Origin of the sequence: Porphyromonas sp. COT-108 OH2963 (assembly GCF_000768895.1) — a bacterium.
GTDB classification, from domain to species: domain Bacteria; phylum Bacteroidota; class Bacteroidia; order Bacteroidales; family Porphyromonadaceae; genus Porphyromonas_A; species Porphyromonas_A canoris.
Genome location: NZ_JRAP01000021.1, coordinates 1 through 13122, shown reverse-complemented (window position 1 = coordinate 13122; position 13122 = coordinate 1). Strand labels below are relative to the sequence as shown.

General features: G+C 46.2%; 11 protein-coding genes. 1 reads left to right on the top strand and 10 read right to left on the bottom strand.

Annotated features, from left to right (window positions below; all coding sequences use genetic code 11):
• Positions 1 to 103 precede the first annotated feature (103 nt).
• The 10 genes from HQ39_RS08795 to HQ39_RS09330 all read right to left on the bottom strand — a co-directional run bounded on the left by HQ39_RS08795 (position 104) and on the right by HQ39_RS09330 (position 11261).
• Complete coding sequence (locus HQ39_RS08795) at positions 104 to 712, bottom strand: IMPACT family protein (protein WP_036788491.1); 609 nt, start codon at positions 710 to 712, stop codon at positions 104 to 106.
• Positions 709 to 1338 (bottom strand): HAD family hydrolase, encoded by a 630-nt coding sequence (locus HQ39_RS09485; protein WP_081965428.1) that lies wholly within the window; start codon positions 1336 to 1338, stop codon positions 709 to 711. The genes HQ39_RS08795 and HQ39_RS09485 overlap by 4 nt, the downstream gene beginning before the upstream one ends.
• Positions 1339 to 1349: 11 nt before the next feature.
• Complete coding sequence (locus tag HQ39_RS08785; RefSeq protein WP_036865528.1) at positions 1350 to 3455, bottom strand: S9 family peptidase; 2106 nt, start codon at positions 3453 to 3455, stop codon at positions 1350 to 1352.
• Positions 3456 to 3730: 275 nt separating this feature from the next.
• Positions 3731 to 4375, bottom strand: a complete 645-nt coding sequence (pdxH, locus tag HQ39_RS08780; protein ID WP_036865526.1) for a pyridoxamine 5'-phosphate oxidase — start codon at positions 4373 to 4375, stop codon at positions 3731 to 3733.
• 30 nt (positions 4376 to 4405) lie between these two features.
• Positions 4406 to 5629 carry an L-serine ammonia-lyase gene (locus tag HQ39_RS08775; RefSeq protein ID WP_036865525.1) on the bottom strand — a complete coding sequence of 408 codons (1224 nt, stop codon included), beginning with the start codon at positions 5627 to 5629 and terminating at the stop codon, positions 4406 to 4408.
• Positions 5630 to 5727: 98 nt separating this feature from the next.
• Positions 5728 to 6204 carry a cytidine deaminase gene (gene cdd, locus HQ39_RS08770; RefSeq protein WP_036865524.1) on the bottom strand — a complete coding sequence of 159 codons (477 nt, stop codon included), beginning with the start codon at positions 6202 to 6204 and terminating at the stop codon, positions 5728 to 5730.
• Positions 6205 to 6382: 178 nt separating this feature from the next.
• Positions 6383 to 6574, bottom strand: coding sequence for a 30S ribosomal protein S21 (gene rpsU / locus HQ39_RS08765; RefSeq protein ID WP_036788479.1), 192 nt, complete (start codon positions 6572 to 6574; stop codon positions 6383 to 6385).
• A gap of 139 nt (positions 6575 to 6713) precedes the next feature.
• Complete coding sequence (locus HQ39_RS08760) at positions 6714 to 7736, bottom strand: aminotransferase class I/II-fold pyridoxal phosphate-dependent enzyme (protein ID WP_036849444.1); 1023 nt, start codon at positions 7734 to 7736, stop codon at positions 6714 to 6716.
• A 97-nt stretch (positions 7737 to 7833) separates the two neighbouring features.
• On the bottom strand, positions 7834 to 9045 hold the full coding sequence (locus tag HQ39_RS08755) for a bifunctional 3,4-dihydroxy-2-butanone-4-phosphate synthase/GTP cyclohydrolase II (protein WP_036865522.1): 1212 nt from the start codon (positions 9043 to 9045) through the stop codon (positions 7834 to 7836).
• Positions 9046 to 9095: 50 nt separating this feature from the next.
• On the bottom strand, positions 9096 to 11261 hold the full coding sequence (locus HQ39_RS09330) for an LptF/LptG family permease (RefSeq protein ID WP_052079574.1): 2166 nt from the start codon (positions 11259 to 11261) through the stop codon (positions 9096 to 9098).
• A gap of 724 nt (positions 11262 to 11985) precedes the next feature.
• On the opposite strand from HQ39_RS09330, the gene HQ39_RS09325 reads away from it, so the two are divergent.
• The coding region (locus tag HQ39_RS09325; RefSeq protein ID WP_160216125.1) for an Ig domain-containing protein at positions 11986 to 13122 on the top strand (1137 nt) is incomplete at its 3' end.

Sequence of the window (13122 nt, the reverse complement as noted above, 5' to 3'; positions counted from 1 at the left end):
CGTATATGCAGAAATTTATTTTCGTATATGCAAAAATTTATTGGTGTGCGGACGGAAATAAATTGGCGTGCGGACGAGAGTGTGCGATGACGGGATGGGGGGATTATTCTTCTTGCAACTCTTCTATTCCGGCAAAGTAGAGTGATGAGATTTCATCAAAAAAAGAACCGGCAAGCTCCTCTTTCACGGAGAAAGTCCATTGGTATCCGGAGAGAGAGCTTTCGGTATCTGCCGTCTCGGCAGAATAGGTCTTCGCCACACGCATGATGGTGTTGATGTCGTCGAATCCGAAAGAGACTTTGTAGCGTCTGGCGAGGTCTATGGTGATGATTTCGGATGCCGCTATCGCCAGAGCGGCTGCTTCTTTGTAGGCTACGATGAGTCCGCCCGTCCCCAGCTTTATCCCCCCGAAGTAGCGAACAACGGCAACGAGGATATTGGTCAGCTCGGCGGAGTGTATCTGTCCCAAGATGGGCTTTCCGGCTGTGGAGGATGGTTCTCCGTCGTCGTTGGCTCTCTCTTGTCGCGTTCGCGTCCCCACGACATAAGCCCAGCAGACATGGCGAGCATCGAAATACTCTTTTCGCAACTTTGCTACCTCCTCCAGTGCTTCTTCCGGAGAGGCTACGGGGATGGCGAAGGAGATGAATTTGCTTCGCTTCTCGGTCAGGGCGCTTTGGGAGCGTTGAAGGATGGTCTTATATGCGGTCATTGCCGGTGAAGTATGGATAAGAGTTCGTTTCGCCAGTCGGCTCCGTTGTGGGGCATGATCGTTCGGAAGCCAAACTTTTTCCCCATCTCCACGTTTGCCTCTCCGTCGTCTACAAAGAGGGTTTTCTCCGGATCCATTCCGGAAATATCTATGGCTGCCTGAAAGATTTCAGCTTCCGGCTTGCACAGATTCATGTGATAGGAGCAAAAGGTCTTGTGGAAAAATCCTTCGAGCTTCCTTCTGTCGGGCAGGAAGGAGTTGCTATTACACCAATTGTAGATGAAAGGATTATTATTGCTGAGGAGATAAAGGTTGTAGTGAGGCAGAAGATGCTGCTCTATAAACTCAAACTTATAGGCTTGCGCTTCGCGGACAAAGCCGAGCAGGCAGTGCTCTATATCGTTATAGGTGTAGCTGCGTCCGTATCTCTGCGAGAGCGCCCGGACAAACTCGTAGGCGGAGAGCATCCCTCGTTCAAGGTCGAGGAAAAGTCCGCTCTGCTTGTAGGGGTTAAGAAATTGGCGTGCATCATACACGCCAATCTCTTGAAATCTTTTTATGCTCTCCTCAATATCAAGATGGAGCAGGACGCCACCGAGATCAAGGACAATGTTTTCTATTTTCATCCGCAATGAGATTACTTCTTAAGCCATCTGTCGAACCAAGACCGGAAGCTTCTGTAGAACAACATTCCGTTTTGAGGCTTCAATATCCAGTGTGTTTCGTCCGGATACAACAACATCTCGGTTGGTATCCCTCTCATGCGTGCGGCATCGAAAGCCTGCATGCCTTGGGAAGCAAGGATGCGGAAGTCGTACTCCCCGTGACAGATGAAGATAGGAGTGTCCCACTCGCCCACAAAGCGGTGAGGAGAGGTGGCAAATGTTTTCTGTGCGGTGGCATTGCTCTTGTCCCAGTATGGACCGCCCATATCCCAGTTGGCAAAGAACTTCTCTTCCGTTTCGAGATACTGCGCCTCAAGATTGAAGATACCGGCGTGCGCGAAGAATGCTTTGAAGCGTTTGTTGTGATGCCCGGCAAGCCAATAAGTGGAGAATCCGCCGTAACTTGCGCCCGTACATCCCAAACGATCTTTATCTATATAAGGAAGGGTGGCGGCATGGTCAATGGCAGCAAGGTAGTCTTTCATGTTCTGACCACCATAATCTCCGCTGATCTGTTCGAGCCACTCCTTGCCAAAAGATGGTAAGCCTCTGCGGTTCGGTGCCACAATGACATATCCGAAAGAAGAGAATGTATTGAGGTTCCAACGATAACTCCAGAACTGGCTCACCGTACTCTGAGGACCTCCCTGACAGTAAAGAATAGCAGGATACTTCTTATTAGGATCGAAGAACGGAGGCTTCACGAACCATGTGAGCATCTTCTTACCATCCGTAGTGTCTATCCATACCTTCTCCACTTGAGCCATCTCTATACCGGCAAGCACGGCATCATTTTCTGTGGTGAGCTTTGTGAGCTTGCCCAATCCTCTATTCTTCTTGGTTTTCTTTGCAGGAAGCTCCACGCGGAAGAGATCCGTAGGGTGAGTGAAAGACTGAATACCGGTAACGAAGGTACGACCATTGCCTGAGAATGCCGTTACATCGTGTACGCCTTCGGTTATGGCCTCTATCTTGTCTGTGGCAAGATCTATCTCGTAGATATTGGTAAGAGCTTCTATGGTAGCGACAAAGCGAATCTTCTTTCCATCGGGTAGCCAAACGAACTGATCTACATGGTGTTCAAAATCGGGAGCATGGTGCTTCTTCATCTGGGTCTTAAAATCCATCACAAACAGACGCTTAATATCCGCCTCATAACCATCTCGCTCCATGCTGACCCAAGCAATGGACTGACCATCCGGAGAAAACATAGGATTGGTATCGTAGCCCATCATTCCTTCCGAAAGATTTACCGTAGTGGCTGTCTCTGTATCGAAAAGATAGATGTCTGTATTTGTGCTTACAGCATACTCCAATCCGACTTTCTTGCGGCAAGAGTAAGCCAAGTATTTGCCTTCATTAGACCAAGCGAACTGCTCGATTCCGGCATGAGGTTTGGTAGGAGCCTCGAACCACTCATCCGCTCTAAGTACAGGCAGGAGATCGCCGGCGATCTTATTGGAGCCGGTTTCTGCCTTCGCAACGAATGGTTTCGGTATGGAGACCTTCCACTCGTCCCAATGCTTATACATAAGATCGGTGTAGATCTTTCCGGAAATCTTGTCAAGGTCTTTGTTTCTATCCTTTGCGATATTAGGCAACTCCACATCTCTTACCACCACAACCTTTTCACGGTTTGGAGAAAAGAGGAATCCGGTAACATCAAAATCGAAACTTGAGAGCTGTACAGATGTCTTACTTACTGTATTATAAAGCCATATCTGAGAGAAGTCTCCCGCTTTTGCAACATAAGCAATCTCCGTATCCGATAAGAATGTAGCCTGAGAAGCTTTCTTGTCCGTACCTAAAATGACCTCCGGAGCACCTTTGCCATCAAGACGCGCCAATACCACTTCGGAAAGAATCTTATTGTCCTTGATGTTGGGCATGGATCGGCTATAAAGATACATCTGACCATTGGGAGAGAGTGTAGGTGCCGAAATACGAGTAAGTGAAAGTAAAACTTCCGGAGTCATTGCTTTCTTCTCCGTAGAAGTACCGGGAGTAGCTGCTGTTGCGGATCCGCTCCCGAATCCGATAGCAGCACAGAGGCATGCCATAAAGAATGTTTTTTTCATGTAGAATGTCTGTTGCTTATTTATACTTATTCTTAAATCCTCAATTAAAAGGAGCCATAAAATAGAGATCTCGTAAAGAAATGAAACAAAACCTCTTTTTTATTCCTCCGCTAAAGTACTAATAATATATCAGCCCTACAAAAGAACCTCTGCCATACCAAACAAGCAGTTATGGCAGAGCACAAAAAAAATGAAAGCCACACGTCTGTTGTGTAGCTTTCACTCTATATCGTAGCCCTAATAGACAAAATATAAATACTCCGATCGCTATCCTATTAAGGGGCTATACGCTCCAATGTCCACTCTCCTCTTTCATCTTGTACGTAAAGAAAACGATCATGCAGACGACTCTCACGCCCTTGCCAAAACTCTATCCTGTGTGGAACAACTTGATAGCCCCCCCACGAATCCGGTCTTGGAACTTCTCGTCCGGTATATTTGAGAGACTCTTTCATAAACTCCGTCATGATAAATGTACGAGATGGTATAGGTCTGCTCTGAGGAGAGATACGAGCTCCGACTCTGCTTTTATATGGACGTGAACGGAAATAAGCATCCGAAACTTCCGGAGCAACTTTCGTGCAGACGCCCTCTATGTGTATCTGACGTTCGAACTGATGCCATAAAAATGTAAGCGACACATAGGGATTTGCAGCTATTTGCTCCCCTTTTCGGCTCTCGTAATTGGTGTAAAAAATAAACTTCCCATCCAAGATTTCTTTCAAAAGTACTGTCCGAGAAGAAGGATGACCATCCGGAGTTGCCGTCGTTACGATTACTGCCGTAGGTTCTATTGCTTGCTTTTCAACGGCCTCCTTTATCCACTCATCCACTTTTACAAGCGGATCTTTCGGCATATCCTTTCTATCAAGACTTCCGGCCTTGAAGTCTCGACGGATATCCTGTAGTTCTAAGCTCATAATGTATTATTAGTTAAAAATAGAAAGGTTCTAACAAGTGATACTTTGTATGCTCTGCTCATGAAGTGCAAGTCCTCCTTCGGATGTTTCACGATAAATACTGGGAAGATCTTTACCTGTCTGCTTCATGACGGAGACGACCTGATCAAAAGAAACCCGGTGAGTACCATCGGAAAAGTTGGCATAAGTATTGGCATCCAAAGCACGAGCAGCTGCAAAGGCATTACGTTCAATACAAGGTATCTGTACAAGTCCGCAAACGGGATCACATGTCAACCCCAGATGGTGTTCGAGTCCCATCTCTGCGGCATACTCTATCTGTTTGAGTGTTCCTCCAAAAAGCTGATTCGCTGCTGCTGCCGCCATACTGCAAGCAACGCCTACTTCTCCCTGACATCCGACCTCCGCCCCGGAGATAGAAGCATTCGTACGTGCAACGTTACCAAATAACCCTGCCGTAGCCAAGGCTCTATGAATACGCTTTGGAGTAAAAGAACGAGAAGTGGACAGATGATAAAGCACTGCCGGCAATACACCACAAGAACCACAAGTAGGGGCTGTAACTATACGGCCTCCCGCTGCATTCTCTTCCGATACGGCAAGAGCATACGAGTAAACCAATCCTCTACTCTGTACATTACTGCCATATCCTTTGGCTCGAATCATATAATCCCCTGCTTTTCGACGCAGATTCAATCCGCCGGGAAGGATTCCTACTTCATCGAGTCCTCTCTCCACAGCCTCCTTCATCACTTTCCACACTTCGTCCAAATGTTCCCAGATCTCAGGACCTTCGTACTTTTCCACATACTCCCAGTAGTGAAGACTGTTGGTCTTACAATAGTCCATAATCTCCGTAATAGTATTATGCGGATAGATTTCTTGGGATGTGCGCTCGTCAAACTCCTCATTGGCAAGAGAACCACCGCCGACACTGAACACCAGCCACTCCTTGATAAGATTGTTTTCTGCATCAAAAGCTTCAAATCGAATCCCATTGGGATGGAAGTCCAACTCTGTCTTGGGTTCCCACACGATTATTGTAGGAGCTATCGGGCGCAGGACATCCAACACCGCAACATCTGTCATGTGACCAACACCCGTAGCAGCAAGACTCCCATACAACGTTGTGCGGAAAGATGCTACCGTCTCAGGCAGATCCTGTATGAAGATCTCTGCGGCTCTTTTAGGTCCCATGGTATGACTTGAAGATGGGCCATTGCCTATCTTATATATCTGTTTGATAGATTCCATAAATACTTTTTCTACTCCGGAAAGAAATTTTATCTACACACGACTTTTTTAACCGAACAAAGATACCAATAAAGTATTATTGATAATCATATCAGATACTATTTAAGGTCGTCTCCGGAGAACGTAAAAGGGAGAAGCATTCTGTTATCTTCCAAGACAACACTTTTATCTTTTCCTGCAAGAATAACCTTGTACGGTTTATTGTAGCGATAAGATACCTCTACCATGACCTGCCTGCATGCTCCACATGGAGATATGAATGGTACTACCTCTCCACCGTGAATGGCTATGATAGCCAAGGCCTCTACGGAAGCATCCGGATATTGTGCATTTGCATAGAAGAGAGTTGTCCGCTCGGCACATATCCCGGATGGATAAGCCGCATTCTCCTGATTGGATCCGGAAACAATCTCCCCATTGGAAAGAAGAACGGCAGCCCCGACATGAAATCCAGAGTAAGGGGCATAAGCTTTTTCCGCAGCCTCTTGGGCTTTAGCTACAAGAGCCTGCTCCGTGTCCGACAACTTGTCATTAGGATGCAGATAATATGGTATAGTAATTTGTTTCTGATTCATAACTTAAGTTTTTGTAACCTCTAAGATACGAAAAAGCTACTTTACAACGGAAAAATTCACGTTGTAAAGTAGCTTTTGGGATTGCTCTAAAAATATATACTATAAGCTGATCTGACGTAGTAGGATCCGAAGATTGCCCATACTCGTACTGCAAAACGCACGAAGAAGAGAGCTTCTCTTACTCTTCTACGCTTCTAAGCTTCTGAACATATCTGGCCTTTTCCATCTGTTTTCTCTTAGTTACAGAAGGTTTAGTAAAAGCCTGACGTGCTCTAAGCTCGCGAACGGCACCAGTACGTTCAAATTTTCTCTTGAACTTCTTTAGGGCTTTTTCTATGTTCTCGCCCTCTTTCAATTGTACTACAATCATGATTTGTGTATATAGCTATTATTTTATTATTGTATCCAAACTTGATTTAATGGAAAGGAGAGCAAGCTCTACTTTGGTGTGCAAAGATACTAAGAACTTTGCATATAAGCAAGATAGGGAATAAAGAGCTACTTTTATGTTACTTCACTTTGCTCGCTATCCATTCATTAATCGCTGCTACAAGCAGGCTATTTTCTTCAGAGGAGCGTGTACTTACCCCTATAAACTGATTGCTCAAGCCACAAACATCATCCGTTGTCCGAATATTGATATTGCGATGCTCTGCAAGGAAACGTGCCAGTTCTCTTCCGTCTCCGACATTCAGCTTGATCAAGAAGTAAGGAGTATTTGATGGTAAAACCTCTATCTCCGGTATTGCTGCAAGAGTAGAGCGAAACTCCTCCGCATTGCGCAACCACTTTCTCAAAGGAATAACAAACTGAGCCGGATGCACAAAAATATACTTCCCTGCCTCTTGTGCAATAGTGCTTATACTATAAGAAGCCACTTGCTTCTGCAACACCTTTCCAATGCCTTCCGGAGCAACAATATAAGCTAAGCGAAGTCCGGGTAGATTGTAACTTTTGGATACAGAAGAGAACATGATCATATTGCTCCTCTTGCCCATATCCGATGGCTTTAATGGATCGTCCAAGACGTAATTTCCATAGGTAATATTAAAGATAAAAGTTACATTGGGGTGGCTATCCACCATATCCAAAATATCTTTTCTCCTGTACTGCTTACCGGAAACCGTGTTCGGATTTGCCATCCAGCAGAGATCTATTCCCGTAAAGTCCAACTCGGACAAACTATTGATCTCACCCGAAAGAACTATCTCGTGATTACTTGCCTCGCATCCCTCTATAAGCTTACCACCGCAAGGCGTAACAAAGAGAGATTTCTTTCGATCAAATATCCGAGCTATCACATTGACAGCAGTGAAAGTTCCTGCCGTAATGATCAGATTGCCATCCTTGAGTTCATAGCGACGGGCCAACAGACGACGAAGCGACTTGGCATCCCTTTCCGGATAAGAAGATATTATATCTATCTGTTCTATCAGATGGCTTTTAAGCTTATCCAACGTGGCTCCATACCATACATTGGTACCGAAATCCATCGGTTGCTTTTGTTCAAGTCTTGCAGCTGTTGTTCTCATATCTTTACTGGTGTTGTGAGGTATATTTATATCCGTTTCCAAGTACAAAGTTACCAAAGAATTTACAGAAAGAAAGTCCAAATGGCTTTTGCCCTCTTTACAATTTGCAAAGGTTATGTCCCATACGCTCTTTCTTTGTGATCATATACTGATAGTTGTACTTGTTGGGTGTTACCTCTATGGGCACATTCTCTACTACTTCGAGCCCGTAGGCTTCAAGTCCGATGCGCTTTACAGGATTGTTGGACATGAGTCTCATCTTCTGTACACCCAACAGATGTAGCATACTTGCTCCCACTCCATAGTCTCTCTCATCGGCATTGAAGCCCAGATGTAAATTTGCATCTACTGTATCCAAGCCCTCTTCTTGCAATTTATAGGCTTCTATCTTAGCCATCAGACCTATTCCACGTCCTTCCTGATTCAAGTAGATTACCACACCTCGTCCTTCTTCTTCTATCTTTCTTAATGCGGAGTGAAGCTGTTCTCCACACTCACAGCGCATAGATCCGAAGATATCCCCTGTTGCACAAGAAGAGTGAACACGAACCAGCACCGGCTCTCCGTCTGCAATATCTCCCTTGATGATGGCTATATGCTCCAATCCGTTTGATTTCTGTTTGAATGGGACTATTGTAAAGTCTCCATACAGCGTCGGAAGATGGGCGGAGGCTCCTTTCTCCACTATCGAGTCGTAGCGGAGACGATATTGAATGAGATCTTTGATGGTAATGATATTGAGCTCAAACTGCTTGGCGATCTCTATCAACTGTGGCAGACGAGCCATGGTACCATCATCATTGATCACTTCTATAAGACACGCCACCGGTTCAAGACCTGCAAGTTTACAGAGATCTACCGAAGCCTCTGTGTGTCCGGCACGACGAAGTACCCCTTTTTCCTTTGCCCTCAGAGGACTTATATGTCCGGGTCTTGCAAGCATATTGGGTGTAGTCGCAGGATCGGCAAGAGCCAGTATCGTCATTGCTCTATCATACATGGATACACCCGTGGTACACCCCTTACCTATCAAGTCCACCGTCACAGTAAATGGGGTTTCGTGCAGAGAAGTATTATCCTGCACCTGCATAGGGAGCTGAAGTTGCGCAGCCCTGGTTTCGGATATTGGAGCACACAATACACCGCGACCATATCGCATCATAAAGTTGATGATTTCAGGAGTAACCTTCTCTGCCGCTATCACAAAGTCGCCTTCATTTTCGCGGTCTTCATCATCCACAACGATAACAATCTTACCTTGTTTTATATCTTCAATAGCCTGTTCTACGCTGGCAAGTTGGAATTCCATAGCTTTCCTTTCCGAGTTATTTATATGTTTAATATGTTATATGTCCGTTTTTATGCTTCTCTACTGGCATATTCCCGAAGCGATGTCAGTGTTACCTGCATCTGCTTGAGCGATTTACGAAGTTGTCGAGTACGTATATAGTAATATCCGAAAACCATTAGCCCCAAAGGAAGAAGTATCATCAATAATTTATTGAGCCATCCAAACCTTGACTGAGGCAAGAACGCTATTGTCGAGAGCAAGGGTACTTCTGCCAGTTTGGATACCAACAGCAGATCCCGGCTATTAGCCAAATACTCCACAAGCTGCTCTGTACGCATCACAAGATTTCGTCTGGACTTCTGCGCATCTTTGTCCAAGAAGAGAGCCCGATAGCTAAGACGCGGAGCTTCCTGCTCTTGCTTTACCAAGCGATCGAGATCATCTATTTCAGCCATAGCTCTGCTCTTCTCCACATCGACCATGGTAACTTCTTTGAACTCTACCTTACGAGCCGTAGCCGATCCGAATAGCTTCTTAACAAAGAGTATATACGCATCCACATTCAGTTTGGAAGAGTCTTTGGTCGCAATGTAGCTCAGCCAAATGCCTATCGGTATCAACACCATTGTCGGAAGCCAAATACCGAACCACACCATCCACTTTCCGTCACGTCCCATTCTGTATCCGATGGAATCCATGATAAAGTAAAAGATAAAAAAGAGCACTGCTATGATGGATGGAGTACCGAGTCCGCCCTTACGAATGATCGCACCAAGCGGGGCCCCGATAAAGAAGAAGACGATACAGGCAATAGGTATGGTCAGTTTCTTATGCCACTCTATTAGATTTCGTCTGTACACACGGCTCTGATCCTCCACTATCGTCTGATCGAATGCAATGGACTCTCTGTTCGAGCTGAGCGACTCACGAGCTTGAGATATTATGAAAAGACGTTTCTCAAGATCTGCCTTCTCTAATTTCTTATATACATTGAACGTTTCTTTCTCCTCATCCGAAAGTTTGGCATATCTGTTTTCGGGATTTGCCAAGACGATCTCCGAGGTATTTTCAGAGGCATTCGAGACCTCTTTTTTCTGCTGGTCCGTACCGCTGAGATCAGGCATTTCGGGATAGACAACCCCTTGCTCCATTTGCGAAGCAGCCGTATCCGTAGCTGTATCCGAACCTGCAGCGATGCTGTCCTCGTTGAAGCCCTCGGCATAAGAAGCGGCAAGAAACTCTTCTTCCGTTTGGATGATATCCGACCCCTCTTCCGGATTTTCAAAGACCCGGCTCGGCGTACGCACGGTGCGTTCCGAAGCAAATGTCTTGAGGTAAGATTTGTTGAGCATCAGCGTTGCCACCTCTGCCTGAAGAGAGTCCACCACAAACCTCATGGAGTCCGTATAGTGTCCGAGCTGTTGAATATTCTTTCCGACAAACTGGGATGAAATCACGTCTTGATCCATCAGGCTGAAAGAGGCATCGTATGCAGAGACAAGATCTTTCTGTTCAAAAATTTCCCGACGATACGGAACAAGCTCTCCATAAGGGTCGGAAGCATGTCCTCGAAGATTCTCAAAAGACTCACCACTATAAAGTCGCATGACCAGCTTGTTGCTCTCCGCATAGGAGAAGAGACGTGCAGAGTCCGCCAGAATAATGCGTGCATCCGAATGTCCTTGCGAAAAATCGTAGATGATCACATCCCTTAGCATCTTTTTCTGGACATCTTTCTTCTTGACGTAGATGCTCATGTGCGGAATGCGACTATAGAATGAACCCTCCGGAATCTCCAGTTCCGGAGCTTTATTACTCGCCGAAAAGTAAAGGGTATAAAACTTAACCTGACTCTTGATCAGCCAGTCGTTCTGAAACGTATAGCTTCCTATTGCCAGCAGAACCACCACCACAAAGACCGGCTGCATTACCTTATAGAGCGGAATCCCGGCTGTCTTTATTGCCAAAAGTTCCAGCTTCTCGCCCAGACTGCCGAAGGTCATCAGCGAAGCGAGCAGCACCGCTAGAAAGAGTGCTTGCGGAACCACCGATACGGCAGCATAGAAGATCAGTTCGAATAGCAAAAATCCGTCTATTCCCTTGCCCACAACATCCTCCACGATACTCCAAAGAGCCCGCATCACCACTACGAACCATGCGATGAGAAAGTTCATAGCCAAGAGTGGGAAAAACTTTTGAAGCGTATATACGTAAAGCCTTTTTGTTCCTAACATCTATGTTGTAAGCCGTCTGTGTATGAGTGTTTCATTCTTTGCCCAAAGCCTTATCCCGGCTTTAGACATCTGCAAAGATAGGGATATTTACCGATAATGAACCCCATCCTTCTCCGGCAGTTACGAGACACTCTCTGTATGGCGATCTATCGCAGGCTTACAGGGATTTTGAAGTAGGATCGCAAGGCATCATGGTGCGCAAAGCGTAACTCCAAGGCGGTGCGAGGGAAAAAGAGGTAATAGCAGACGGAGAAGATAATCCTTCTGAAGGAAACGATAGAAGAGCGGAAAGCAGATGCAGGAGCATCGCTTTCTGCTCTTTTTTTTGTGGAGGCTTTTGCGTCTGAATCTGTTCAGAAAGTAGAACAAACAGGTTTAGAACTTTGGTTGAACCCTTTCGGAGATCTAAAGCAGGGCGTGATTATCGGACATTGAGGTTTGATTGGTCGAGAACAAGGCGCGAGTTGCAGCACTCAAGCGATGAATTGTGTCAGTCAAGGCATGATTTCAGACAGCAAAACTATTCAGAGGAAGTTTTATAAGCGTTTATCTCAAGTTGTTTCAGTATTCGATATATGATTTTGAATAGTGATATTTTTACAATACCTTTGTAAGTATTAAGGAACAATCATGCGTTGGAATACGGCTCACTGTCTGTCGTCTTCTCTGTTATGCGTTTTGTTCAATTAGATTATTAAATGAGAAAACAATAAAATGAGTTGTTATGAAAAGAGTACTATTTTTATTACTGGCTGTATCCCTGTCTGTTATGGGATGCAAGAAAGATCCCAAAGAGCCTGCAAAAGCTCCCACGGTAGCAACCNTATTACTGGCTGTATCCCTGTCTGTTATGGGATGCAAGAAAGATCCCAAAGAGCCTGCAAAAGCTCCCACGGTAGCAACCGGCTCTGTTTCCAACATCACAACAACAAGTTTCGAGTGCGAGGGGAATGTCTCCGCAGATGGCGGAGCGGCGGTTACGGATCGTGGTGTCTGCTATGCCATGAGTTCGTCTCCCACTATTTCCAACGATAAAGTCTCCGGAGGCTCCGGGACCGGCAGCTTCAAGGTAAGCATCGGCAACCTTACTTCGGGCAAGGTCTACCATGCTCGTGCGTATGCAACCAATTCCGCCGGTACGGCTTACGGGCAGGAGGTGAAAGTAACCCTGGTGAAGGTGGTGGAAGGCATCGCTGTATCTCCTACGGAAAAGAGCGTNGCAACCAATTCCGCCGGTACGGCTTACGGGCAGGAGGTGAAAGTAACCCTGGTGAAGGTGGTGGAAGGCATCGCTGTATCTCCTACGGAAAAGAGCGTGGTAGAGGGCGAGAAGTTCAAGATTCAGGTAACGTTCTCACCTGCGGATGTTCCGAACAAGGCTGTAACGTGGAGTTCGGACAAGTCGGAGGTGGCATCTGTTGACAGCAACGGAGAGGTAACCACGCATAAGGAAGGCAGCGCGACCATTACTGCGACATCCGTGGATGGCGGTAAGACAGCCACCTGCCGGGTAACGGTGAAGAGGAAAGAGGTCAAGGTTACCGGCATCACCGTCTCTCCGACGGAGAAGAGCGTAAAAGAGGGTGAAGCATTTACCATCACTGCCACAGTGCTTCCTGCCGATGCGGACAACAAGACGGTAACGTGGAGCAGTTCGGCTTCGGAGATTGCTTCCGTTAATGACAATGGTCATGTTACCACACACAAGCCGGGGCGTGCGACCATCACTGCCACAACGGCAGACGGCGGTAAGACAGCCACCTGCCAAGTAACCGTCACCAAGAAAGAGGTCAAGGTAACGGGCATCACCGTCTCCCCGACAGAGAAGAGCGTTATCGAAGGTGAAAGCTTTACGATCACC

Bases quoted from the DNA above. Each gene is read 5' to 3' on its own strand.
- HQ39_RS08795 (WP_036788491.1), bottom strand. From the start codon at position 712: ATGACCGCATATAAGACCATCCTTCAACGCTCCCAAAGCGCCCTGACC.
- HQ39_RS09485 (WP_081965428.1), bottom strand. From the start codon at position 1,338: ATGAAAATAGAAAACATTGTCCTTGATCTCGGTGGCGTCCTGCTCCAT.
- HQ39_RS08785 (WP_036865528.1), bottom strand. From the start codon at position 3,455: ATGAAAAAAACATTCTTTATGGCATGCCTCTGTGCTGCTATCGGATTC.
- pdxH (WP_036865526.1), bottom strand. From the start codon at position 4,375: ATGAGCTTAGAACTACAGGATATCCGTCGAGACTTCAAGGCCGGAAGT.
- HQ39_RS08775 (WP_036865525.1), bottom strand. From the start codon at position 5,629: ATGGAATCTATCAAACAGATATATAAGATAGGCAATGGCCCATCTTCA.
- cdd (WP_036865524.1), bottom strand. From the start codon at position 6,204: ATGAATCAGAAACAAATTACTATACCATATTATCTGCATCCTAATGAC.
- rpsU (WP_036788479.1), bottom strand. From the start codon at position 6,574: ATGATTGTAGTACAATTGAAAGAGGGCGAGAACATAGAAAAAGCCCTA.
- HQ39_RS08760 (WP_036849444.1), bottom strand. From the start codon at position 7,736: ATGAGAACAACAGCTGCAAGACTTGAACAAAAGCAACCGATGGATTTC.
- HQ39_RS08755 (WP_036865522.1), bottom strand. From the start codon at position 9,045: ATGGAATTCCAACTTGCCAGCGTAGAACAGGCTATTGAAGATATAAAA.
- HQ39_RS09330 (WP_052079574.1), bottom strand. From the start codon at position 11,261: ATGTTAGGAACAAAAAGGCTTTACGTATATACGCTTCAAAAGTTTTTC.